This is a genomic window from Streptomyces sp. NPDC088766, assembly GCF_044750845.1.
Classification (GTDB): domain Bacteria; phylum Actinomycetota; class Actinomycetes; order Streptomycetales; family Streptomycetaceae; genus Streptomyces.
In genome coordinates this window covers 1-24695 of sequence record NZ_JBIVKQ010000023.1, presented here as the reverse complement: position 1 = coordinate 24695, position 24695 = coordinate 1, and the positions used below count along the sequence as shown (strand labels likewise).

Sequence of the window (24695 nt, the reverse complement as noted above, 5' to 3'; positions counted from 1 at the left end):
GGGCGGGCGCCCGGTTCTGACCAGTCGCTAAACGTCGGAGCCGGTGCCGCCCGTGGGGGAAAAATCAGCCGACACGGTTCCGTCGCGGCCGCGCTTTACCAAATCTTGGTAATCGCGGCCGCTGTTACTGGCAGTAAGTCAGGGTCGTTGTTCTGTCGGATTCTGTCCAGTGATCAACAGTTTTGTCCTGGGCATGGCTGCCACCGAGCGTCGCCGGTCGAGACCGGCGGGTCGTTGTTCGGTTATCCGGCCGTTACTAGCGAGTAACGAACCCCCTTGTGCGGGCGGCGAGAATGCACCACGATCGGCCACGCTCGGTCCGTTCCCGTACCCCGACAGCCGGTTGGGTCAACGGGTTTTCCTGGGTCCCCACCGAGCAGAGACGACGGCAGCAGTGCCGTCGGCTCTTGGGCAGGGGGGTCTTCGCCACGGTGAAGCCTGTCCAGCAAGGTTGTGCGTGATGCGTGTCAGGCGCGACCAGTGGTTGTCGCTCGGGGGTGATCGCCGGTGATTCGGGCGCGGTTCGCGCCACCGAGTGCAGGCGCTCCCCTTCCCGAGGACGTAGCACTTCTCCCATCCCTGCCCGGCTGAGCCGCCGTTCCGGGGGCGAGTCAGGGCCAGGAGATGTACGTCCGAGAAGGAGGAAATATGGAGTCCCAGGTGCGTGGCGGGACCAGATGGAAGCGGTTCGCTGTGGTCATGGTGCCCAGCGTCGCCGCCACGGCGTGCATAGGCGTCGCCCTCGCGCAGGGTGCGCTCGCCGCGTCGTTCAGCGTGTCGGGTCAGTCGTTCAAGGTCACCGCGGACAAGCTCGTCGGTACGGGCTTCTCGCAGTACGGCGCGATCGACTCGGGCTACACCCTCGACGGCAAGAAGACGGCTCACCCCGTCGCCGTCTCCGGGTTCAAGAGCGCGTCGATCACGAACATGTGTCAGTCCGTGGTCACGCCGAACATCCCGCTGCTCGGCTCGGTCAGCCTCACGCTGAAGGCCGGCGGCGGCGACACCCCGGTCCAGGCCGAGAACCTCTTCATCGACGTCGAGGACCTCGCGGCCGATGCGACGTTCAAGAACATCGACATCGGCGTCGCCGCCAAGGACCTGAAGAAGGGTCCGGGCATCAAGGACGGCGACACCGCGAACCCGTTCGGGTTCGCTCAGGAGGCCGAGTCGGCCGTCCTGACCGACGTGAAGCAGACGGCGTGGGCCACCACCGCCGGAACCTTCAAGCTCAGCGGCCTGAAGATGTCGCTGTCGACGGGTGTCAAGGAGTGCTACTAAGCACTCTCTGACGGGCGGGGGAGCCGGTGGCGCCCCCGCCCGTCCAGTCTCACCCGTCCGGACCGCAGCGCCCGCCCAGCCGTGAGCGCCGGTCCCCCTCGCAGGACAACCACCACAGCAACGCCGCACCAGGGAGCTGTTTTCCATGAGCGCCGAGACCCCTGTCGCCCCCGGCCAGTTCGACCTCCGGAGGCAGCAGTTCCGCGCCTGGCGGGGCACGCGGCCGTTCTGGGCCGGCCTGTTCATTCTGATCAGCGGGTTCCCCATCGCCTACTTCCCGTACGCGCACCTCCAGATCGGTCATCTGACCCTGGCGATGGCGACCACCGCCGGCGCCGGCTCGCTGATCATCGGTGTGCTGCTGGGGGTGCTGGGCGTCAGCCTGTGGTTCCAGAAGCACGTACAGGTCTTCGCAGGCGTCGCCGCGATCCTGCTGGGACTGGTCTCCATCCCGGTGTCCAACCTCGGCGGCTTCCTCATCGGTTTCCTCTTCGCCCTGATCGGCGGAGCGATGGCCATTTCCTGGGCGCCGGGCGCACCGCCGGCGGAGCAGGCGCCGGGCAGCGGTCCGGGCACGGGCACGACGCCCGCGGCCGCCTTCCCGCAGGGCCCGGGAGCAGCCGACCCGGCGGGGCCCGCCGAGAACCCGTACCGCACGGGTCCGGCCCTCACCAAGGACGCCGACGGCACGGACGAGCCGAACGAACTGTCAGGAACGAGCCCGGCGAACGGGGCGAACGGGAGGCACAGTGCCGGCTGACGAGGTGACCACCGGGAGCGATGTGGACGCTGCCCGCGTGAGAACCGGGCCGCGCCACGCGGCACCCAAGAAGCCGCTGTTCACCAGGTTCCACATGCCGGCCGGCAAGGCGATAGCCCTGGCGGCCATGCCGACGGCGGTCCTCATGGGCATGGGGTTCACGCCGACCCTCGCCAACGCCGAGGACCAGCCGGCGTCCAAGAGCCTCACCATCGACGAGTACAAGGACTGCGTCGCGGCCCTGGAGGACTCGCAGAGCGCCTCCGCGTCGCCCTCGCCGTCCGCCTCGGAGAGCGCGAGCGAGTCCGCGGACGACGCGAAGGACGACGCGAAGGACGGCTCCGAGGACGAGGAGACGGGCGGCAGTTCGGACTCCTCCGACGGCACGGACGGTTCGGGCGGCGCCACTTCGCCGGATTCAGGTTCCGGCGACGTGGCCGAGCCCGCCCCGGCGGCCTCGTCCGAGGCTTCCGAGCCGCAGAAGTCCGAGACCTCCGCCGGCACCCCGACGGCCGGCCCCTCGCCGTCCGAGACCGACAAGAACCTGCTGGAGACGATCGGCGACACGATCACCGATCTGTTCGACGGCAAGGACACCACCGGGACGGCCACCGCGAGCCCGACCCCGTCGGCCTCCGAGTCCGCCTCGACGGGCACCGGCGACACGGCGACGGACACCGGCTCCGGTTCCGGATCGGCGGACTCCGGACCGGCCGACCCCGCAGGACCGGCGGACTCGGGCAAGGACACCACCGACGCCGTGAAGGACACCGCCGACAAGGCGGGCGACACGGTGACGGACAGCGGGGAGAAGGCGGAGGAAGCGGCCGCGGACGCCGCCGGGGCCACCGCCTCGCCGAGCCCGTCCGAGAGCGCCACGACCGACGTGGACGACTGCCCGGTCGCCACCGAGGACGAGAGCGGCATCGACAACAAGACGCCGCTGCCGGACGACCCGTGGTATCTCAACGCCAGCTCGCTGCTCCTCAAGGGCGCCGACTACCAGGGCATCGTCGAGGTGAAGACGGCCAACGGGACCAGGAAGAAGGTCCTGAAGTACGTCATCTCCGACGGCACCGACATCGGCGACCTGCACCAGACGGTCAGCGACAAGCAGGCGGGCGTGACCTACCACGTCCAGGCCGGTCCGGGCACGACGTCGACCATCCGCAACGGCGACACGGTCATGTACACCGAGAGCATCTCGGGGAACCTGTTCGGTCTGATCCCGGTGACGTTCGACCCGGAGAACCCGCCTCCGCTGAACATCCCGCTGATCTACTTCACCAAGGTGAAGGTCGTCCAGGCGGGCCAGTTCGGCGGCGACCTCCACATACCGGGGATGCACCTCTACAACACCGAGTAGCCGTCCCCCGCAGTCCCTTCCGGGAGCCGCACAAAGGCCTGAGGGCGCCCCCTGGTGAAGGGGGCGCCCTCAGCGCCGTCCGTACGGCGGCCGGCCGCGGGCCGGGCCGGGTCAGGGCCGGGGTCAGTCGCGGGAGCCCTGGCCCAGGTGGTGGACGCGGACCATGTTGGTGGTGCCGGGGACGCCGGGGGGCGAGCCGGCGGTGATGACCACGATCTCACCCGGGTTGAAGCGGTTGAGCTTGAGGATCTCCTGGTCCACCAGCTCGACCATCTCGTCGGTGCTGTTCACGAACGGCACGATGTGCGACTCGACGCCCCAGCTGAGCGCCAGCTGGTTGCGGGTGCCCTCGTCGGTGGTGAAGGCGATGATCGGCTGGGTCGCGCGGTAGCGCGAGAGACGGCGGGCGGTGTCGCCGGACTGGGTGAACGCCACCAGGCCCCGGCCGCCGAGGAAGTCGGCGATCTCGCACGCGGCACGCGCGATCGAACCGCCCTGCGTGCGCGGCTTCTTGCCCGGCACGAGCGGCTGGAGGCCCTTGGCGAGCAGCTCCGTCTCGGCCGCGGCGACGATCTTCGACATCGTCTTCACGGTCTCGATCGGGTACGCGCCCACGCTCGACTCGGCGGACAGCATGACCGCGTCCGCGCCGTCCAGGATCGCGTTGGCCACGTCGGAGGCCTCGGCGCGGGTCGGACGGGAGTTGGTGATCATCGACTCCATCATCTGGGTCGCCACGATCACCGGCTTGGCGTTGCGGCGGCACAGCTCGATGAGCCGCTTCTGCACCATGGGGACCTTCTCGAGCGGGTACTCGACGGCCAGGTCGCCACGGGCGACCATCACGCCGTCGAACGCCATCACGACGTCCTCCATGTTCTCCACCGCCTGGGGCTTCTCCACCTTGGCGATGACGGGGACGCGGCGGCCCTCCTCGTCCATGACGCGGTGCACGTCGTGGACGTCCTTGGCGTCGCGGACGAAGGACAGCGCGACCAGGTCGGCGCCCATGCGCAGCGCGAACCGCAGGTCCTCGATGTCCTTCTCGCTCAGCGCGGGCACGTTGACGGCCGTGCCGGGCAGGTTGATGCCCTTGTGGTCGGAGATGACGCCGCCCTCGATGACGATCGTCCGCACCCGCGGGCCCTCGACGTCGAGGACCTTCAGCTCGACGTTGCCGTCGTTGATGAGGATCTGGTCGCCGCGCGAGACGTCGCCGGGCAGCCCCTTGTAGGTGGTGCCGCAGATCGTCTTGTCGCCGGGCACGTCGTCGGTGGTGATGGTGAACTCGTCACCGCGCACCAGCTCGACCGGCCCCTCGGCGAAGGTCTCGAGGCGGATCTTCGGGCCCTGGAGGTCGGCGAGGACACCGATGGACCGGCCGGTCTCCTTGGCGGCGGCCCGGACCCGGTCGTACCGGCCCTGGTGCTCGGCGTGGGAGCCGTGGCTGAAGTTGAAGCGGGCCACGTTCATGCCGGCCTCGATCAGCGACACGAGCATTTCGTGGGAGTCGACCGCGGGGCCGAGAGTACAGACGATTTTCGAACGGCGCATGGGGCGATCCTATCGGTTTGTTTCGCTGCGGAATATTCCGTCTGGTGGAAGATACAAATGGGCGGGAACGCGCTCAGTTGCTTTCCTGCTCGGTCGCCGCGCGCGGAGCCGCATATCGATTCCGCTCGACCAGCGCGTAGGTCTGCGTGGCGATCTCCAGTTCCTCGTCCGTGGGCACCACGGCGACCTTCACCCGCGCGCCCGCGGGCGAGATCAGCCGCGACCGGTCACTCCGTACGGCGTTCAGTTCGTCGTCCACGGCCAGTCCCAGGGTCTCCAGGCCCGCGACCGCGGCCGCGCGCACCCGCGCCGCGTTCTCGCCGACCCCGGCGGTGAACGCCACCGCGTCCACCCGGCCCAGCACGGCGTAATAGGCGCCGATGTACTTCTTCAGACGGTGAATGTAGATGTCGAAGGCGAGCTTCGCCTGTTCGTCGCCCTCGTCGATCCGCCGCCCGATCTCCCGCATGTCGTTGTCGCCGCACAGGCCGATCAGGCCGCTCTTCTTGTTGAGGAGAGTGTCGATTTCGTCGATGGACATTCCGCCAACACGTGCCAAATGGAAGATGACGGCCGGATCGGCGTCTCCGGAGCGGGTGCCCATGACGAGGCCCTCGAGCGGGGTGAGGCCCATCGAGGTGTCGACGCACTTCCCGCCCCGCACGGCGGAGGCGGACGCGCCGTTGCCGAGGTGCAGCACGATGACGTTCACCTCCTCCGGGGTCTTGCCCAGCAGCTCCGCGGTGGCGCGGGAGACGTACGCGTGCGAGGTGCCGTGGAAGCCGTAGCGGCGGATGCGGTGTTCGTCGGCGGTCCGCACGTCGATCGCGTAGCGCGCCGCCGACTCCGGCATCGTGGTGTGGAAGGCGGTGTCGAAGACGGCGACCTGCGGGAGGTCCGGGCGCAGCGCCCGCGCCGTGCGGATCCCGGTCAGGTTGGCCGGGTTGTGCAGCGGCGCCACCGGGATCAGCCGCTCGATCTCCGCGAGCACCCTCTCGTCGATCACGGTCGGCTCGGTGAAGTGCTTGCCGCCGTGCACCACCCGGTGCCCGATCGCCGCCAACTCCGGGGAGTCCAGGCCCAGTCCGTCCTTGGCCAGTTCCTCGGCGACGGCCTTGAGGGCCGCGTCGTGGTCGGCGACGGGTCCGCTCCGCTCGCGGGACACGCCCGTCGCGAGCGGAGTGTGCCGCAGCCGCGAGGTCTGCTCGCCGATGCGTTCGACGAGCCCCTGCGCCAGCCGGCTGCGGTCGCTCATGTCGAGCAGCTGGTACTTCACCGAGGAGGAACCGGAGTTCAGGACGAGGACGCGGGTGCCGCTCACTGCTGGGAGACCTTCTGCTCGGAGGACTGGGCCTGGATCGCCGTGATGGCGACGGTGTTCACGATGTCCTGGACGAGGGCGCCGCGGGACAGGTCGTTGACCGGCTTGCGCAACCCCTGGAGCACCGGGCCGACCGCGATCGCGCCGGCCGACCGCTGCACGGCCTTGTAGGTGTTGTTGCCGGTGTTGAGGTCGGGGAAGATCAGCACGCTGGCCTGGCCCGCCACCTCGGAGCCCGGCAGCTTGGTCGCCGCGACCGTCGGCTCCACGGCCGCGTCGTACTGGATCGGCCCCTCGATCTTCAGGTCGGGACGCCGCCGCCGTACCAGCTCCGTCGCCTCGCGCACCTTGTCGACGTCGGCGCCCGAGCCGGAGGTGCCCGTGGAGTACGACAGCATGGCGATCCGCGGTTCCACGCCGAACTGTGCGGCGGTCGCGGCCGCCTGGACGGCGATGTCGGCGAGCTGCTCGGCGTCCGGGTCGGGGTTCACCGCGCAGTCGCCGTAGACGAGGACCTTGTCGGCGAGGCACATGAAGAACACGGACGAGACGATGCCGGCGTCCGGCTTGGCCCTCCCGTCTCCCACCACCGCCCTGTCCGACGCGCTTCGCGCGGCCCCGCTTGTCTTGATGATCTCGAAGGCGGGCCGGATCGTCGCGGCCGTGGAGTGCACGGAGCCCGACACCATGCCGTCGGCGAGACCCTCCTGGACCATCAGCGTGCCGAAGTAGTTCACGTCGGAGACGACGTCGTACGCCAGTTCCACCGTGACGCCCTTGTGGGCGCGCAGGCCCGCGTACTTCTCGGCGAAGGAGTCGCGCAGTTCGCTGGTGGCCGGGTCGATCAACTGGCAGCCGCCCAGGTCGATGCCGAGGTCGGCGGCCTTCTTGCGGATCTGGTCGACCGGGCCGAGGAGGGTCAGGTCGCACACCCCGCGGCGCAGCAGGACTTCGGCCGCGTGCAGCACCCGCTCCTCGGTGCCCTCCGGCAGGACGACCCGGCGGCGGTCGGAACGGGCCTGCTCCAGCAGCTTGTGCTCGAACATCATCGGCGTGACGCGGTCGCTGCTCGGTGCGGAGACGCGGTTCAGCAGGTCGGCGGTGTCGACGTGCCGCTCGAAGAGGCCGAGCGCGGTCTCCGCCTTGCGCGGGGTGGCCGCGTTGAGCTTGCCCTCCAGGGAGAACAACTGCTCGGCCGTGGGGAAGCTGTTGCCGGCCACCGACAGCACGGGCGTGCCGGGGGCCAGGCGGGCGGCGAGCGTGAGGACCTCCTGGCTCGGCACCTCGCCCAGGGTGAGCAGTACGCCCGCTATCGGCGGGGTGCCGGCGCTGTGCGCGGCGAGCGAGCCGACGACCAGGTCGGCCCGGTCGCCGGGGGTGACGACCAGGCAGCCGGGCGTCAGCGCGTGCAGGAAGTTCGGCAGCATGGCGCCACCGAAGACGAAGCCGAGGGCGTCGCGGGCCAGCCCCGAGTCGTCACCGAGCAGCACCTTCGCGCCCAGGGCGGTGCTGACCTGGGCGACCGTCGGCGCCGACAGGGCGGGCTCGTCGGGCAGCACGTAACAGGGCACCGGCAGCCGGGAGGTGAGCTTTCCGGCGATCTCCTCGCGGTCCTCGCGGGCGACCCGGTTGGCGACCATGGCGAGGACGTCGCAGCCCAGGGCGTCATAGGCGCGGTAGGCGTTGCGGGTCTCGGCGAGCACCGACTCCGCGGTCTGCCCGCGGCCGCCGACGACGGGGATCACGGAGGCGCCGAACTCGTTGGCCAGGCGCGCGTTCAGGGACAGCTCGTCCGGGAACTGCGTGTCGGCGTAGTCGGTGCCGAGGACCAGGACGACGTCGTAGTCCCGGGCGACGTGGTGGAAGCGGTCCACGAGCGTGGACACCAGCTCGTCGACGCCCCGCTCGGCCTGGAGGGCGGACGCCTCGTGGTAGTCCATGCCGTACACGGTCCCCGGGTCCTGCGACAGCCGGTAGCGGGCCCGCAGCAGCTCGAACAGGCGGTCCGGCCCGTCGTGGACCAGGGGGCGGAAGACGCCCACCCGGTCGACCTGACGGGTCAGGAGCTCCATGACTCCCAGCTCCACGACCTGGCGGCCGTCGCCGCGGTCGATCCCGGTCACGTACACGCTGCGCGTCACGCGTGCTCTCCGTTCCTTCTGCGGGGCTGTTCGGCGGTCGGGCACCCGGCTTCCGCCCGGTGTCCGCCCGGCTCATAAAAATCGCCCACCGAGGTGAGCAGAACCCTCTTGACAGTACCTCCGCCCGCGGTTAAGGCGCCCGTCAGGAGACAGTCTCCTCGGGGGCATGGAACAATCGGCACTGGCTCACCGGCACCCACAGCGAGCAGGAGACAGAGCAGGATGCGCATCGGAGTCCTCACCGCAGGCGGCGACTGCCCCGGCCTGAACGCCGTGATCCGATCGGTCGTGCACCGCGCGGTCGACAACTACGGCGACGAGGTCATCGGCTTCGAGGACGGATACGCGGGTCTCCTCGACGGCCACTACCGGCCCCTCGACCTGAACGCCGTGAGCGGCATCCTCGCCCGCGGCGGCACGATACTCGGCTCCTCACGGCTGGAGCGCGACCGTCTGCGCGAGGCCTGCGACAACGCCTCGGACATGATCCACGAGTTCGGCATCGACGCGCTCATCCCGATCGGCGGCGAGGGCACGTTGACGGCGGCCCGCATGCTGTCCGACGCGGGTCTGCCGGTCGTCGGCGTCCCGAAGACCATCGACAACGACATCTCCTCCACGGACCGCACCTTCGGCTTCGACACGGCCGTCGGCGTCGCCACGGAGGCCATGGACCGCCTCAAGACGACGGCGGAGTCCCACCAGCGCGTGATGGTCGTCGAGGTCATGGGCCGGCACGCGGGCTGGATCGCCCTGGAGTCCGGCATGGCGGCCGGTGCCCACGGCATCTGCCTGCCCGAGCGCCCCTTCGACCCGGCCGACCTCGTGAAGATGGTCGAGGAGCGGTTCGCGCGCGGCAAGAAGTTCGCGGTGATCTGCGTGGCCGAGGGCGCCCACCCCGCCGAGGGCACGATGGACTACAGCAAGGGCGCGATCGACCAGTTCGGCCACGAGCGCTTCCAGGGCATCGGTACGGCGCTGGCGTACGAGCTGGAGAGGCGGCTCGGCAAGGAGGCCCGCCCGGTCATCCTCGGCCACGTCCAGCGCGGCGGTGTGCCGACGGCGTACGACCGTGTCCTCGCCACCCGCTTCGGCTGGCACGCGGTGGAGGCCGCGCACCGGGGCGAGTTCGGCATGATGACCGCGCTGCGCGGCACCGACGTGCGGATGGTGCCGCTCGCGGACGCGGTGACCGAGCTGAAGACGGTGCCGAAGAACCGCATGGACGAGGCGGAGTCCGTCTTCTAGTACCGTGCCGGGCCGGGCGTCGCGGGCCGGCGGACCTTTCCGGTCACAGCCCTGGCCCGGCCGTCCCACGGGTCCCGGGCCCGCCGGTCGGCGGCCCCGCCGGCCTCCTGTTCCCCGGGCCCGCCGGCCTCCTGCCCCCGGCCGTGCCGGGAAGCCGGCGGACCTGCTTCCGGTGCTCGGGGCGGCTCAGCGGCCGGCCGGCACCCACCGGTACACCAGCTCGGGCCGGCCCACCTGCCCGTACAGCGGCTTGCGTTCCGCCCTCCCCGCCTCCACCAGGTGTTCCAGATAGCGGCGGGCGGTGATGCGGGAAATCCCCACCGCCTCGGCCACGCCCGCGGCGGTCAGTCCCTGCGCCGCCTCCCGCACGGCCCCCGTCACCCGTTCCAGGGTCGGGCCGCTCAGCCCCTTGGGCAGCGCGACGGGGCCCGGTGCGCGCAGGGTGGCCAGGGCGCGGTCGACCTCGTCCTGGCCGCTCGCCTCGCCGGCCGCCCCGCGGAACTCCGCGTACCGCACGAGGCGGTCCCGCAGGGTGGCGAAGGTGAACGGTTTCAGCACGTACTGGACGACGCCCAGCGACACGCCCTCCCGCACCACCGTCAGGTCGCGCGCCGAGGTGACCGCTATCACGTCCGCGTGATACCCCGCCGCCCGCAGCGAGCGGGCGAGCTGGAGCCCGTGCCCGTCCGGCAGGTGCAGGTCGAGCAGCAGCAGGTCCACCGGCGTACGGTCCAGCAGCCGCCGCGCCTCCGCGCCGGTGTGCGCCTTGCCCACCGCCGTGAACCCCGGCACCCGGCCGACGTACAGGACGTGCGCGTCGGCCGCCACGGGGTCGTCCTCGACCACCAGGACCCGGATCGGCCCGTCGCCCGACCCGCCCGGAACTCCTGTCATTCCCCGCCTCCCGACACCGGCACGGCGGCGACCGCCGTGCGCAGGGGCAGCCGTACCACGAACTCCGCTCCGCCGCCCTCGGCCTCCGCCACCGACAGTGTCCCGTCGTGGCGGTGCACGGCCTGCCGGACGAGGGCCAGACCGAGGCCGCGGCCGCCGGGGCCGGACGGCTTCGTGGAGAAGCCCCGTTCGAAGACCTGCTCGGCGAGTGCCGGATCCACCCCGGCGCCGGTGTCCGCCACCCGCAGCACCAGTTCGCCGCCGCCCTCCGCCCGGTGCCCGGTGCACGCGGTCACCGTGACCCGCGCCCGCACGCTGCCCTGCGCCGCGTCCACGGCGTTGTCGATGAGGTTGCCGAGGATGGTGACCAGGTCACGGGCGGGCAGCGACTTCGGGAGCAGCCCGTCGTCGAGCCCGCTGCCCCGTGACACCACCAGCTCCACGCCCCGCTCGTTCGCCTGTGCCGTCTTGCCCAGCAGCAGCGCCGCCAGCACCGGCTCGCTCACCGCGGCCACCACCTGGTCGGTCAGCGCCTGGGCCAGCTCCAGTTCGGCGGTCGCGAAGTCCACGGCCTCCTCGGCGCGGCCCAGTTCGATGAGCGAGACGACGGTGTGCAGGCGGTTCGCCGCCTCGTGGGCCTGTGAGCGCAGGGCCTGCGTGAAGCCGCGTTCCGAGTCCAACTCGCCCATCAGGGACTGGAGTTCGGTGACATCGCGGAGGGTGACCACGGTGCCCCGACGCTCCCCGCCGGACACCGGCGAGGTGTTCACCGCCACCACCCGGTCCGCCGTCAGGTGCACCTCGTCCACGCGCGGTTCGGAGGACAGCAGGGCGCCCGTCAGCGGGGCGGGCAGACCGAGGTCGGCGACGGACCGGCCCACCACCTCCTCCGAGACGCCCAGCAGTTCACGGCCGCCGTCGTTGATCAGCGCCACCCGGTACTGGCCGTCCAGCATCAGCAGCCCCTCGCGCACGGCGTGCAGTGCCGCCTGGTGGTAGTCGTGCATCCGGCTCAGCTCGGCCGCGTTCATGCCGTGCGTGTGGCGGCGCAGCCGGGCGTTGACGACGTAGGTGCCGACCGCGCCCAGCGCGAGCGCGCCCGTCGCGACGCCGAACAGCGCCGTCACCTGGTCCTGCACCCGCTTGGTGATCGCCTCGACCTTGATGCCCGCGCTGACCAGGCCGACGACCCGGCCGTCGTCCCCCTCTACGGGGGCGACCGCGCGGACGGACGGGCCCAGGGTGCCGGTGTAGGTCTCGGTGAAGGTCTCGCCCCTCAGGGCCCGCGCGGTGTTGCCCCGGAAGTGCAGGCCGATCTGTTTCTCGTCCGGGTGGGTCCAGCGGATCCCCGCCGGATTCATGATCGTGACGAAGTCGACCTCGGTGTCGTGCATGATCCGCAGCGCGTACGGCTGGAGCCGCGCGGTCGGGTCCGCGGTGCCGATCGCCTCCCGCACCGAGGGGGAGTCGGCGACCGAGCGGGCCACCGCCGAGGCCTGCCGGCTCGCGGCCTCCTCGGCCTGGCTGCGGTCGCTGAGGTAGGTGAACAGCGCGTAACCCGCGACGACCACCGCTATCAGGACGGCCTGCATGGCGAACAGCTGGCCGGCCAGGCTGCGGGGTCGCGGGACGGGGATGCGCATGCCGTCAGTGTGCCTCCCGCGTCGGGCGTGAACTAAATGAACGGAAGGGTGACCGCCCTCACAGGGCGGGGGGATAGTCACGGCATCCCCCGAACCCCCGGACGTGAGCCGCACGCCGGTGATGCCGACGAAGACGTCAAGGAGGGCAGCCGTGGCCGCCAGCACCCCCGATACGGCATCCGCCGTACCCGCCGCCAAGCGGGACCGCACGCACTACCTGTACATCGCGGTGATCGTCGCGGTCGCCATCGGCATCGCCGTGGGCCTGATCGCTCCCGACTTCGCCGTCGAACTGAAGCCCATCGGTACCGGCTTCGTGAACCTGATCAAGATGATGATCTCGCCGATCATCTTCTGCACGATCGTGCTCGGCATCGGATCGGTCCGCAAGGCCGCCAAGGTCGGCGCCGTCGGCGGCATCGCCCTGGGCTACTTCACGGTCATGTCGCTGGTCGCCCTCGGCATCGGCCTCGTCGTCGGCAACATCCTGGAGCCGGGCACCGGCCTCGCCCTCACCGACGCGGTCAAGGAGACCGGTCAGGCGCAGGTGTCGGCGGAGGCCAAGGACACCACCGAGTTCCTGCTCGGCATCATCCCGACCACGATCGTCTCCGCCTTCACCGGCGGCGAGGTGCTCCAGACGCTGCTCGTCGCGCTGCTCGCGGGCTTCGCCCTCCAGGCCATGGGCCCGGCCGGACAGCCGGTCCTGCGCGGTGTCGAGCACATCCAGCGCCTGGTCTTCCGCATCCTCGCGATGGTGATGTGGGCCGCCCCGATCGGTGCCTTCGGCGCCATCGCCGCGGTCACCGGCTCGGCCGGCGTCGACGCCCTCAAGAGCCTCGCCGTCCTGATGCTCGGCTTCTACGTCACCTGCTTCCTGTTCGTCTTCATCGTGCTCGGCGCGCTGCTGCGGGTCGTCTCGGGGCTGAACATCTTCGTGTTCTTCAAGTACCTCCTCCGCGAGTTCCTGCTGATCCTGTCCACGTCCTCCTCCGAGTCCGCGCTGCCGCGCCTCATCGCGAAGATGGAGCACCTGGGCGTCAGCAAGCCCGTCGTCGGCATCACCGTCCCGACCGGCTACTCCTTCAACCTCGACGGCACCATGATCTACATGACCATGGCCTCCCTCTACATCGCCGACGCCATGGGGACGCCGATGTCGGTCGGCGAGCAGATCCCGCTGCTGCTGTTCCTGCTGATCGCCTCCAAGGGCGCGGCCGGTGTCACCGGCGCCGGTCTCGCGACCCTGGCCGGCGGTCTCCAGTCGCACAAGCCCGCCCTGGTGGACGGCATCGGCCTCATCGTCGGCATCGACCGCTTCATGAGCGAGGCCCGCGCCCTGACGAACTTCGCGGGCAACGCCGTCGCCACGGTCCTGATCGGCACCTGGACCAAGGAGATCGACAAGGAGCGCGTGGGCCGGGTGCTCGCGGGCGAGCTGCCCTTCGACGAGAAGACCCTGCTCGACGACGCCCACGGCGGTCAGGACGCCCCGGCGGTGGACGTGCCCGAGCAGCGCGAGGAGGGCGAGAAGGAACTCGCCAAGGCCTGACGCCCACGGCGGGAGACCCCCTCTACCCCGGGTGCCCGGCCCGGCCTGAACCCGGGCCGGGCACCCGGTACCCGCCCCGGTGGCCGTTCCACCCGGCGGTACCCGGCGGTGGCCGCCGGTGGCCGTTCCACCCGGCGGTGTCCGCCCCCCCCCAACGCCGGGCGGCCGAGTACTCCCCCGTAGCTCGGCCGCCCGGTTCTCCGTTTCCGCCCCGCAGGCCTCCGGTGTTTCGCGCACCGGGGGCCCGCGGCGTTTCCCGCCCGGCGGCGCGCCCGTCAGCCGGACTCGCCTGCCTCTGCCGCCCCGGCCGGCTCGCCTGCCTCTGCCGCCCCGCCCGGCTCGCCCGACTCCTCGGGCTCGCCGGACCCACCGGACTCGCTCACCTTCGCCACGAGGGCGGTGGCCAGGGTGGCGGGCACGCCGGCCGCGGTCAGCGCGGTGACGGCGGCCGAGCGGCCCGCCTCACGCGTGCTCAGCAGCCCGTCGTTCACGGCCTCCATCAGCGCGAACACGATCTGTTCGTGCACGTACGCCAGCGCCGGCGCCGGCAGCGGTGAGGCGAACGTCCCCTCGTCCAGGCCGCGCCGGAGCAGCCGGATCGTGTCCTGGCGCACCGGGGTGAGCCGCTCCCGGATGCCCTGCATGGTGACCGTGCGCTGGGCCAGCGCGACCAGCAGGCGGTAGCGGTCGGCGATCCGCCACACGGCCAGCACGGAACGGGCCAGCTCCTCCGCCGGGTCCCCGTCGCCCTCGCCCGCCCCCTCGTGGGCGGCGGCCAGCACCGCCACCGCCTCGTCGACCAGCGTGCTGATCAGCGCCTCGCGGCTGGGGAAGTGCCCGTACACCGTGCGCCGTACGACACCGGCGGCGCGGGCGATGTGGTTCATGGACGCGTCCGGGTCGCGCAACAGCTCGGCGAGGGCCACATCGAGGATGCGGCGTCGGTTTGCCTCCGCGCGACTGCTGTTGCCCGTGGTCATGGCGGCCATTGTGCCTGCCTTCCGTCGTGGCGCGTTCCGCTCCCTCGATTTGCACACGACTGTGCAGCAGACATACATTGCACACTGTTGTGCAATTGCCCCGGCGTCGTGCGACCAGAGTCCTGTACGCCGTCGGGTACGTCCCGAGGAAGGCGACCCCTGCCCATGCGACTCGTCATGAACGAACCGGTCGAACGGATGGAGGGCCCCTACCGCCGACGCTGGTGGGCGCTCCTCGTCCTCTGCCTGAGCCTGCTGATCATCGTGATGGCGAACACCGCCCTCACGGTCGCCGCGCCCGCCATGACCGACGACCTGGGCCTGACCAGCGCCGACCTCCAGTGGGTCATCGACGGCTACACGGTGCCGTACGCGGCGCTGATGCTGCTGCTCGGCGCGATCGGCGACAAGTACAGCCGGCGCGGAGCGCTCCTGCTCGGGCTCGTGGTGTTCGCCGGCGGCGCGGTCTCCGGCTACCTCGCCGACAGCGCCGGGGCCGTGATCGCGGGCCGCGCCGTGATGGGCGTGGGCGCGGCGCTCATCATGCCCGCGACGCTGTCGCTGCTCGCCGCGACCTTCCCGCGCGCCGAACGCGCCAAGGCGATCACCCTGTGGACGGCGACCGCGGGCCTCGCCATCGCGGCCGGACCGCTCGTCGCCGGCGCGCTGCTGGAGAACCACGGCTGGTCGTCGACGTTCCTCATCAACGTGCCCGTCGCCGTCGCGGCGATCGTCGGCGCGCTCGTCCTCGTGCCGCCGTCGAAGGCCGGGCACCACAACCGCATCGACTACGTCGGCGGACTGCTGTCGGTGGTCTGGATCGGCGCGCTCGTCTACATGATCATCGAGGGGCCGCACTTCGGCTGGGGCCCCAAGGCGGTCGGCGCGGCCGCCGTCGCCGCCGTGGCCCTGCTCGCCTTCGTCCTGTGGGAACTGCGCCACCCGCACCCGGTGCTGGACGTGCGCCGCTTCTCCGACCGCCGCTTCGCCGGGTCCAACCTCGCCGTGGCCCTGTTCTTCCTGGCCGTCTTCGGCGCCTTCTACTACCTCACCCAGCACCTTCAGTTCGTCCTCGGCCACGACGCCCTCGACACCGGCCTGCGCATGCTGCCCCTGGCCGGCGCGGTCTTCGTCGGCTCGGCCCTGACGGCCTACCTCACCCCGCGCGTCGGCATGAAGTGGACGGTCACCGCGGGCATGGTCGCCGGCACGGCCGCCCTCGCCCTCCTCACCCGGATCGACGCCGCGTCGTCGTACGGCGACTTCGTGGCGCCCCTCGTCGTCCTCGGCGTGGCGATCGGGCTCGCCCTGTCGCCCTGCACGGACGCCATCATGGGGGCGTTCCCCGAGTCCGAACTGGGCGTCGGCGGCGCGGTGAACGACACCTCGCTGGAGCTGGGCGGCTCCCTCGGCATCGCGATCCTCGGTTCGCTGCTGGGCACGTCGTACTCCGACCGCCTCGGGGACGCGGCGTCCGGCAGCGGCCTCCCGGCCGGCACCCTCGCCACCGCCCAGGACTCAGTCGGCGCCGGGTACGCCGTCGCGCAGGGCGTCGCCGACCGGGCGCAGCAGCTCGCTGCGCAGGCGGCACGGTCCAGCGACCCGCAGCAGGCCGCGCAGCTCAAGGCGCAGGCCGCCGAACTCACCGAGGCCTCCCGGCGGATGGCCGACTCGGTCGGCTCCTCCTTCGCGGACGCGGTGGCCCACACCAGCCTGGTCGGCGCGGTGGTCCTCGGCGTCGGCACCGTCCTGGTGGCGGTGCTGCTGCCGGGCAAGGGCACGTCGCTGCCGACCGGATCAAAGCAGACGGAGCAGACCGAGCAGACCGAGAAGACAGAGCAGACGGCGAAGGCGAAGGGCGGGGAGCGGGCGGTCGGCCGGGTGCGCTGAACCTCGCGGAGGCCCGCCCGACGCGGGCGGCGTGAGGGGCGCCCCCGGGGCCGGGGCGGCGTTCGGCCGGTGCCTCTTGCCTTGACGTCGGGGTCAAGCCGTACGTTCGTGGACATGCGAATCGGCGAGCTGGCCGCACGGGCCGGAACCACGACGCGGACGCTGCGGTACTACGAGTCGCGGGGGTTGCTGCCCGCGCGGCGCGACGAGCTGGGGCACCGGGCCTACGACGAGCGTGACCTGCGGGCGTTGCGGCAGATCAGGACGTTGCGGGACTTCGGGTTCGAGCTGGAGGAGACCCGGCCCTTCGTGGAGTGCCTGCGGGCCGGACACCCGGAGGGCGACTCGTGTCCCGCCTCGCTCGCGGTGTACCGGCGCAAGCTGGACGAGCTGGACGCGCTCATCGGGGAGCTGACGGCGGTCCGCGAGAAGGTCGCCGGGCAGCTCACGCGGGCCGAGCGGGCACGTGACGAGCTTGCCGCCGAGGCGCTGGTTCCGGGGGGTCCGGAGCCCGTGTGCGAACTGGGAGGGCGACAGCCGTGACCAAGGTGGCCGGAGTGGACGAGGTGACCGACGCGGACTTCGCGTCGGAGGTGCTCGCGGCGGATCTGCCGGTGCTGGTGGAGTTCACCGCCGACTGGTGCCCGCCGTGCCGCCAGATGGCGCCGGTGCTCGGGGCGCTCGCCGCGGAGGAGGGCGAGCGGCTGAAGGTGGTGCAGCTGAACGTGGACCGCAGTCCTGGGACGACGAACCACTACAAGGTGCTGTCGATGCCGACCTTCATGGTGTTCCGGGCCGGCGAGCCGGTGAAGGCGATGGTGGGGGCCCGGCCGAAGCGGCGGCTGCTGGAGGAGCTGTCGGACGTCCTCTGATCCCCGTCCCGCCCCGCTTTTCGCGGACCTGTACGAGAAAACCCCCGGACAATTGCGTCCGGGGGTTTTCTCGGCGTATATTCGATGATTCGCGACTTCGAGATATCGAATCGCGGAGAAGTTCGATAGCAACAGTATATCGGGGCGGGAGCGGATTTGTCAAACACCGGCGCAAGCACTCATCACGGCATCGGCACGGGCATCGATATGGGCAGGAATAAGAACACCGACGTGAGCACCGACGTGAACGCCGAATTCACCGACGGTGAAATGCGCGGCGAACAGGAATTCATCGACGGGCTGTACGCGCGCGTCGACGCACTGCGCGGTGTCACCGAGACCGCCGTCACCGACGCCCTCGCCCAGGGCAACACCTCCAGGCAGGCCCGCCTGGAGCGGGACGTCCTCGTCGCCGAACGCTCCGGACTGCTCGCCGCCCTGAACGCAGTGGACGGCTCGCTCTGCTTCGGCCGGATCGACCTGTCCTCCGGCACCAGCCACCACATCGGCCGGATCGGCCTGCGCCGGGACGACCCCGAGCGCACCCCCGTCCTCGTGGACTGGCGGGCCGACGTCGCCCGCCCCTTCTACCTGGCCACCGGTCACACCCCGATGGGCCTGCGCCGCCGCCGGCACATCACCACCGACGGCCGCCGGGTCACCGCCCTGCACGACGAGTTCCTCGACCTCGGTGACGCCACCCGCACCGGCCACGAGGACCCCGCCGGCGACGCCGTCCTGCTCGCCGCCCTCGACTCCGCCCGGACCGGCCGCATGCACGACATCGTGCAGACCATCCAGGCCGAGCAGGACGAGATCATCCGCGCCCCCCACCGCGGGGTGCTGGTCGTCGAGGGCGGCCCCGGCACCGGCAAGACGGCCGTCGCCCTGCACCGCGCCGCCTACCTCCTCTACGAGCACCGCGAACTGCTCGCCAAGCGGGCCGTGCTGATCGTCGGCCCCAACCCCGCCTTCCTCGGCTACATCGGCGAGGTGCTGCCCGCCCTCGGCGAGACCGGCGTGCTCCTGGCGACGGTCGGCGAGCTGTACCCGGGCGTGCGGGCGACGGCCGCCGACACCCCGGAGGCGGCCGCCGTGAAGGGCCGCGCGGACATGGCCGAGGTCCTCGCCGCCGTCGTACGCGACCGGCAGGCGCTGCCCGACCCGGTCATCGCGATCGAGCACGACCGGGAGGTGCTCATGCTCGACGAGGGCCTGGTGGGGGTCGCCCGCGAGCGCACCCGCGCCGCCAGGCTGCCGCACAACGCCGCCCGCGAGCACTTCGAGGGCCACATCCTCAACACCCTCACCGAGCTGTACGCCGAACGCGTCGGCACCGACCCCTACGACGGCTCCAGCCTCCTCGACCCCAGCGACATCACCCAGATCCGCGACGAGCTGGCCGAGAACCCCGAAGTGTGGTCGGCCGTGGACCAGCTGTGGCCGGTGCTCTCCCCGCGGCGGGTGGTCGCCGACTTCCTGGCCGCCCCCGAGGGCTACGTCTCCGACGAGGACGCCGCCGCCGTCCGCCGCCCGGTCACCCGGGCCTGGACGGTCGCCGACGTGCCGCTGCTCGACGAGGCCGCCGAACTCCTCGGCGAGGACGACCGCTCGGCGCGGGAGCACGCCGAGCGCGAGCGGGAACGACAGGTCGCCTACGCGCAGGGCGTGCTCGACGTCTCCTACGCCTCCCGCACGTACGAGTTCGAGGACAAGGAGGACGACGACCCCGACGCCGGCGAGGTCCTGTCGGCCCACGACATCATCGACGCCGAACGCTTCGCCGAACGCCACGAGGAGGACGACCACCGCAGCGCCGCCGAGCGGGCGGCGGCCGACCGGACCTGGGCGTTCGGGCACATCATCGTCGACGAGGCGCAGGAGCTGTCGCCGATGGCGTGGCGGCTGCTGATGCGGCGTGTCCCGACCCGTTCCATGACCCTGGTCGGCGACCCGGCGCAGACCGCGGAGGCGGCGGGCGTCGGCTCCTGGTCGGACATCCTCGAACCGTATGTCGGCGACCGCTGGGAGCACACCCGGCTGGGCGTCAACTACCGCACCCCCGCCGAGATCATGGACGTCGCGGCGGCCGTCGTCCGCGCGGAGCAGCCGGACTTCGTGCCGCCGAGCTCGGTACGGTCCACCGGCGTACGGCCCTGGGCGCGGGCCGTCGACGACCTGCCCGGCGCGGTCGCCGACGCGGTGGCGGAGCTGACCCCCGCGGAGGGCCGGCTCGCGGTGATCGCCCCTCGTGACCTGCACCGCCGGCTGGCGGCCCGCCTCGACGGAGTCACCGCGGACGCGGAGCCGGACCTCACCCGCAAGGTCGTCCTGCTGGACCCCCGCCAGTCGAAGGGCCTGGAATTCGACTCGGTCCTGGTGGTGGAACCGTCCCGCTACGGCACGAGCGACCTGTACGTCGCCCTGACCCGGGCCACCCAGCGCCTGGGCGTCCTGCACACGGGGACGCTGCCGGCGCCCTTGGCGGAGTCCCTCGGGTAGTCCTGCGCCCCCGGGGGCTCCACCTCGGATCCCCGGGGGCCGGCCCGGTGGGCCGTATCGCTCAGTCCGGCGCCCGAGGGCGGGCAACCGCTACGCCGGGCGCAGCCACACCGTCGACAGCGGGGGCAACGTCAGCCGGACGGACGCCGGACGGCCGTGCCACGGCTGGGGTTCCGGCTTCACCGGGTCGGCGTGGAACACGTCACTGCCCCCGTACCGCCCGGCGTCCGTGTTGAGCACCTCGAACCAGGCGGGTATGTCGTCCGGCACCCCCAGCCGGTAGTCCTGGCGGACGACGGGCGAGAAGTGCGACACCGCCAGCAGCGGCGTGCCGTCGGCGTCGCGGCGCAGGAACGCGAGGACGTTGTCGTCGGCGGCGTCCCCCACCACCCACTCGAAGCCGTCGGCGACGGTGTCGCGCTCCCACAGCGCGGGCGTCGACCGGTACACGGAGTTCAGGTCACCGACCAGCTCCCGCACGCCCCGGTGATCGGCCTCCGCCCCGTAGGCGGGGTCGAGCAGCCACCAGTCCGGCCCGCGTGCCTCGGACCACTCGGCCCCCTGCGCGAACTCCTGTCCCATGAAGAGGAGTTGTTTGCCGGGGTGGGCCCACATGTACGCCAGATAGGCCCGCAGGTTCGCGCGTTGCTGCCACCAGTCGCCCGGCATCTTCGACACCAGCGACTTCTTGCCGTGCACCACCTCGTCGTGCGATATGGGCAGCACGTAGTTCTCGCTGTAGGCGTACACCATCGAGAAGGTCAGCTCGCCGTGGTGGTACTTGCGGTACACGGGCTCGTGGCTCATGTACTGGAGCGAGTCGTGCATCCACCCCATGTTCCACTTCAGCCCGAAGCCGAGTCCGCCGAAGCCGCTCGGCCCCCGGTGATGCGTCGCGCGCGTCACGCCGTCCCAGGCCGTGGACTCCTCCGCGATGGTCACGACACCGGGGACGCGCCGGTACACGGTGGCGTTCATCTCCTGGAGGAAGGCCACCGCGTCGAGGTTCTCCCGGCCGCCGTGCTCGTTCGGCGTCCACTGGCCCGGCTCGCGCGAGTAGTCGAGGTAGAGCATGGAGGCGACGGCGTCCACCCGCAGCCCGTCGATGTGGAACTCCTCGCACCAGTACACGGCGTTGGCCACGAGGAAGTTGCGCACCTCGCGCCGCCCGTAGTCGAACTCCAGCGTCCCCCAGTCGGGATGCGCGGCCCGCAGCGGGTCCTCGTGCTCGTAGAGGGGCCGCCCGTCGAACTCCGCCAGCGCCCATTCGTCGCGCGGGAAGTGCGCCGGCACCCAGTCCATGATGACGCCGATGCCCGCCCGGTGCAGGGCGTCCACGAGGAAGCGGAAGTCGTCGGGTGTGCCGAGCCGGGCCGTGGGCGCGTAGAAGCCGGTGACCTGGTAGCCCCACGAGCCGCCGAAGGGGTGCTCGGCGACCGGCATCAGCTCGACGTGCGTGAAGCCCAGCTCCCTGACGTACCCGGGGAGCTGCTCGGCGAGCTGACGGTAGGTCAGCCCGGGTCGCCAGGACGGCAGATGGACCTCGTAGATCGACAACGGTGCCTCGTGGGCCGGGCGGTCCCCCCGGCTCGCCAGCCACTCCGCGTCGCCCCACTCGTAGTGCGAGGCCTCCACCACCGACGAGGTGGCCGGCGGTGTCTCCGTGCGGCGGGCCATCGGGTCGGCGCGCTGGGTGCGGGAGCCGTCGGGCCGGGTGATGTCGAACTTGTACAGTTCACCCTCGCCGATCGCGGGCACGAACAGCTCCCAGACCCCGGAGGAACCGAGCGACCGCATCGGATACCCGATGCCGTCCCAGAAGTTGAAGGTGCCCGCGAGCCGCACCGCGCGCGCGTTGGGCGCCCACACGGAGAAGCGGGTACCGGGCACTCCCTCGTGGGTCATCGGGTGCGCGCCGAGCACCGTCCACAGTTCCTCGTGCCGGCCCTCCCCGATCAGATGCAGGTCCAGGTCGCCGAGCGTGGGCAGGAAGCGGTACGGGTCCTCGGTCTCCTGGACCGTCCCCTCGTACGCGATGACCAGACGGTAGGCCGGGACCTCCCGCAGGGGGAGCAGGCCGGAGAAGAAGCCGTCGCCGTCGTCGTGCAGCTCGGCCCGCAGCTCGCCCATGACGACGGCGACCGACAGGGCGTAGGGGCGGAAGGCCCGGAAGACGATCCCGCCGGGCGCCGGGTGCGCGCCGAGCACGGCGTGCGGATCGTGATGGGTGCCGTGCAGCAGCCGCTCGCGGTCGCCGCCGTCCAGCGCGGGGGAGAGGGCGACCTCCATGGGCCCTGCCTGTGCGGTCCCCGCTTGCACGGGCCCTGCCTGCACGGGCCCGGCCGAGGGCGGGACGGGGGGCCGGGACGCGCGCTCCTTCGCGGAGGCGGGAGCCTTCTTCGCGACACCCTTCTTCGCGGCGCGCTTCGCCGGGGCGGCCTTCTCCGCGACGGTTTTCTTCGAGGCGGCTTTCTTCGGGACGGCCGTCTCCGTCCCGGCCGTCTCCGCCGCGACCGCCTCGGCCACGGTCTTCTTCGTCGCGGTCTTCTTCGCCACGGTCTTCTTCGTGACCGCCTTCGCCGCGACGGCCTTCTTGGCCACGGCTTTCTTGGTGACGGCCTTCTTCGCCGCGGCTTTCTCGGCGACGGTCCTCTGTGCCGGGGTCTCCTCGGCGGCGGCCTTCCCCCCGGCGGCCTCCTGAGGGGCGGCCTTCCGCCCGGAGGCCTTCACGGCGGCAGCCGCCGTCCTCTTGCCCCCCGCTTTCCTGGCCGCCGCTTTCTCGGCCACCGTCTTCTCGGCCACCGTCTTCTCGACCGCGGCCTTCGGGGCCGGGGTCTTCTTCGGGTCCTTCGGGTTCCCGGGGTCGGAACCGTGGGGGGACGGGGGGCTGGGAGTCACGGGGAAAGCCTCCTCAGGACGGGTCGGATGCGGCGAGCCGACGTATCGCGGACAGCGGGACGGAAAGCCAGTCGGGGCGGTGCCGGGCCTCGTAGACGACCTCGTAGACCGCCTTGTCCGTCTCGTAGGCCCGCAGCAGTACGGGGTCGGTGCGGGGGTCGGTGCCGGACACCTCGGCGTAGCCGGAGCAGTACGCGGCCCGGCACACCTCGGCCCAGCCGGGCGCCGGAGGGTCGGCCGAGAGGGCGGCGTAGTCGAAGGAACGCAGCATGCCGGCCACGTCCCGGACGGCCGGCTGCGGCATGCGGCGCTCGGCCAGCGGGCGGGCCGGCTCGCCCTCGAAGTCGATCAGCGACCACTGGCCGGAGGGCGCCCGCAGGCACTGCCCGAGGTGCAGGTCGCCGTGGACGCGTTGCGCGGTCCAGATCCGGCCCTCGGCCGCGAGGTCGGCCAGCGCCGAGAAAGCGGTGCGCAGGCCGGGGGCGTAGGGGCGCAGGGCGGGCACGGCCTGCGCCGCCGCGTCCAGCCGCTCGGTCATGCCGTCGACCAGCGGGCCGAGCTGGGCGTGACCGAGGGTGGCGGTGGGCAGGGCCCGGGCCAGCGCGGTGTGCACCTCGGCGGTGGCCCGCCCCAGCGCCCGGGCCTCGGCGCCGAAGTCCTCGCCCTTGGCCAGCTCCCGCAGCGCCAGCTCCCAGCCGTCCGTCGCACCCTGTACGAACGGCTGGAGGACGCCGAGGACGTACGACTCGCCGGCACCGTCGTCCAGGTCCGCCTGCAGCCATGCCGTCGGCGCCGGCACCCGGGAGGATCCCTCGCGGGCCAGGGCCAGCGGCAGCTCCAGGTCGGGGTTGACGCCGGGGACGACCCGGCGCAACAGCTTGAGAATGAACGTATCTCCAAAGACGACCGACGAATTCGACTGCTCGGCGGTCAGCCTCCGTGGCACGAGACCGGCGCGTATTTCCTGCGCGGGGTCCCGTTCGCAGCGCAGCACGCCGATCCGGGCCTCGGTGCGCAGCGCCTCCAGGAGGACCTCGGCGGGCCGGGTGTCGTACAGGGCGTCGTAGACGGTCCGGCCGCCGAGCGGTCCGTCCGGCACGTGCCCGATCAGCGCGGGCGCCAGCCGGGGCGGCAGCGCCTCGCGGGCGCCGATCAGGAGCTGGTAGCAGTCGCCGGGCACGGCGCCCTGGTGCGCGCGGACCAGCAGGTGGTAGAGGCCCAGCCTGGACGCGGCGGGCAGCAGCTCGGTGCCCGCCACCAGCGAGAATCCCGTGACCGGACTCCCCTTGCCGGCGAACCAGCGCTGCCGTGGCAGCCACTCCCGCAGCAGGGGGGTCAGTGACGCGAGGAGCCCGGGGCTGGTCGTGCCGGAGAGTGTGACCGTTTCCGCCATGGCGTCACGTCCTTTCCCCGGGGGGTCGGGGTGTTACTGATGCGTGCCCCGGGCGGGGCGGGAGAAACCGCCCCGCCCGGGGGTACTAGACGGTCTCCCTGCGCAGTCGGAACCAATAGAAACCGTGTCCCCCGAGCGTGAGCAGATATGGCAGCTCACCCACGGCCGGAAAACGGACTCCGCCGAACAGCTCGACGGGATGGCGCCCGCCGAACCGGCTCAGGTCCAGCTCGGTGGGCTGGGCGAAGCGGGAGAAGTTGTGGACGCACAGCACCAGGTCGTCCTCGTACTCGCGCAGGAAGGCCAGGACGGCCGGGTTGGAGGAGGGCAGCTCGGTGTACGAGCCGAGGCCGAAGGCGGGGTTCTGTTTGCGGATCTCGATCATGCGGCGGGTCCAGTG

Annotated in this window: 17 protein-coding genes and 1 pseudogene; 9 read left to right on the top strand and 9 right to left on the bottom strand. The window is 71.7% G+C overall.

What is annotated here, in order from left to right; all coding sequences use genetic code 11:
- Positions 1-648 precede the first annotated feature (648 nt).
- From ACIP5W_RS27175 to ACIP5W_RS27165, 3 genes are all read left to right on the top strand, one after another.
- Positions 649-1281, top strand: coding sequence for a DUF6230 family protein (locus ACIP5W_RS27175; protein ID WP_366057046.1), 633 nt, complete (start codon positions 649-651; stop codon positions 1279-1281).
- A gap of 145 nt (positions 1282-1426) precedes the next feature.
- Positions 1427-2041 (top strand): DUF6114 domain-containing protein, encoded by a 615-nt coding sequence (locus tag ACIP5W_RS27170; RefSeq protein ID WP_401478777.1) that lies wholly within the window; start codon positions 1427-1429, stop codon positions 2039-2041.
- Positions 2031-3407: a hypothetical protein gene (locus ACIP5W_RS27165; protein WP_401478774.1), complete on the top strand. Its 1377-nt coding sequence runs from the start codon at positions 2031-2033 to the stop codon at positions 3405-3407. Before ACIP5W_RS27170 ends, ACIP5W_RS27165 begins: the two co-directional genes overlap by 11 nt.
- Before the next feature lie 123 nt (positions 3408-3530).
- On the opposite strand, the gene pyk is transcribed toward ACIP5W_RS27165, so the two are convergent.
- The 3 genes from pyk to pta all read right to left on the bottom strand — a co-directional run bounded on the left by pyk (position 3531) and on the right by pta (position 8423).
- Complete coding sequence (gene pyk / locus ACIP5W_RS27160; RefSeq protein ID WP_401478772.1) at positions 3531-4961, bottom strand: pyruvate kinase; 1431 nt, start codon at positions 4959-4961, stop codon at positions 3531-3533.
- A 73-nt stretch (positions 4962-5034) separates the two neighbouring features.
- Entirely contained in the window at positions 5035-6282 is a 1248-nt protein-coding gene (locus ACIP5W_RS27155) for an acetate kinase (RefSeq protein WP_401478769.1), read from the bottom strand.
- On the bottom strand, positions 6279-8423 hold the full coding sequence (pta, locus tag ACIP5W_RS27150) for a phosphate acetyltransferase (RefSeq protein WP_401478766.1): 2145 nt from the start codon (positions 8421-8423) through the stop codon (positions 6279-6281). The genes ACIP5W_RS27155 and pta overlap by 4 nt, the downstream gene beginning before the upstream one ends.
- A gap of 222 nt (positions 8424-8645) precedes the next feature.
- Here pta and ACIP5W_RS27145 point away from each other — a divergent pair, with 222 nt between their 5' ends.
- The gene (locus ACIP5W_RS27145; protein ID WP_401478763.1) at positions 8646-9671 is read left to right on the top strand and encodes an ATP-dependent 6-phosphofructokinase; all 1026 of its coding nucleotides are present in this window, start codon (positions 8646-8648) and stop codon (positions 9669-9671) included.
- Positions 9672-9857: 186 nt separating this feature from the next.
- Here the strand turns inward: ACIP5W_RS27145 and ACIP5W_RS27140 are convergent, their stop codons facing one another.
- Positions 9858-10565, bottom strand: a complete 708-nt coding sequence (locus ACIP5W_RS27140; protein ID WP_366057039.1) for a response regulator — start codon at positions 10563-10565, stop codon at positions 9858-9860.
- Positions 10562-12208 carry an ATP-binding protein gene (locus ACIP5W_RS27135; protein ID WP_401478759.1) on the bottom strand — a complete coding sequence of 549 codons (1647 nt, stop codon included), beginning with the start codon at positions 12206-12208 and terminating at the stop codon, positions 10562-10564. Before ACIP5W_RS27135 ends, ACIP5W_RS27140 begins: the two co-directional genes overlap by 4 nt.
- Before the next feature lie 121 nt (positions 12209-12329).
- On the opposite strand from ACIP5W_RS27135, the gene ACIP5W_RS27130 reads away from it, so the two are divergent.
- Complete coding sequence (locus ACIP5W_RS27130; RefSeq protein ID WP_401479063.1) at positions 12330-13760, top strand: cation:dicarboxylate symporter family transporter; 1431 nt, start codon at positions 12330-12332, stop codon at positions 13758-13760.
- 377 nt (positions 13761-14137) lie between these two features.
- On the opposite strand, the pseudogene ACIP5W_RS27125 reads toward ACIP5W_RS27130, so the two are convergent.
- Positions 14138-14749 (bottom strand): annotated as a pseudogene (locus tag ACIP5W_RS27125) (TetR/AcrR family transcriptional regulator); the annotation flags it as partial.
- 156 nt (positions 14750-14905) lie between these two features.
- Here ACIP5W_RS27125 and ACIP5W_RS27120 point away from each other — a divergent pair.
- From ACIP5W_RS27120 to ACIP5W_RS27105, 4 genes are all read left to right on the top strand, one after another.
- Positions 14906-16630: an MFS transporter gene (locus ACIP5W_RS27120; RefSeq protein WP_401478756.1), complete on the top strand. Its 1725-nt coding sequence runs from the start codon at positions 14906-14908 to the stop codon at positions 16628-16630.
- Between the two features lie 114 nt (positions 16631-16744).
- Positions 16745-17173, top strand: coding sequence for a MerR family transcriptional regulator (locus tag ACIP5W_RS27115; RefSeq protein WP_401478753.1), 429 nt, complete (start codon positions 16745-16747; stop codon positions 17171-17173).
- Positions 17170-17502, top strand: a complete 333-nt coding sequence (locus ACIP5W_RS27110; RefSeq protein WP_401478750.1) for a thioredoxin family protein — start codon at positions 17170-17172, stop codon at positions 17500-17502. The genes ACIP5W_RS27115 and ACIP5W_RS27110 overlap by 4 nt, the downstream gene beginning before the upstream one ends.
- Positions 17503-17772: 270 nt before the next feature.
- Positions 17773-20004 (top strand): HelD family protein, encoded by a 2232-nt coding sequence (locus ACIP5W_RS27105; RefSeq protein WP_401479060.1) that lies wholly within the window; start codon positions 17773-17775, stop codon positions 20002-20004.
- Positions 20005-20094: 90 nt separating this feature from the next.
- Here the strand turns inward: ACIP5W_RS27105 and glgB are convergent, their stop codons facing one another.
- From glgB to ACIP5W_RS27090, 3 genes are all read right to left on the bottom strand, one after another.
- Positions 20095-22902, bottom strand: coding sequence for a 1,4-alpha-glucan branching enzyme (gene glgB, locus ACIP5W_RS27100; protein WP_401478747.1), 2808 nt, complete (start codon positions 22900-22902; stop codon positions 20095-20097).
- Positions 22903-22915: 13 nt separating this feature from the next.
- Positions 22916-24295, bottom strand: coding sequence for a maltokinase (locus tag ACIP5W_RS27095; protein WP_401478744.1), 1380 nt, complete (start codon positions 24293-24295; stop codon positions 22916-22918).
- A gap of 85 nt (positions 24296-24380) precedes the next feature.
- Positions 24381-24695, bottom strand: a 315-nt coding sequence (locus tag ACIP5W_RS27090; RefSeq protein WP_401478741.1) for an alpha-glucosidase C-terminal domain-containing protein, incomplete at its 5' end; no start/stop codon positions are given.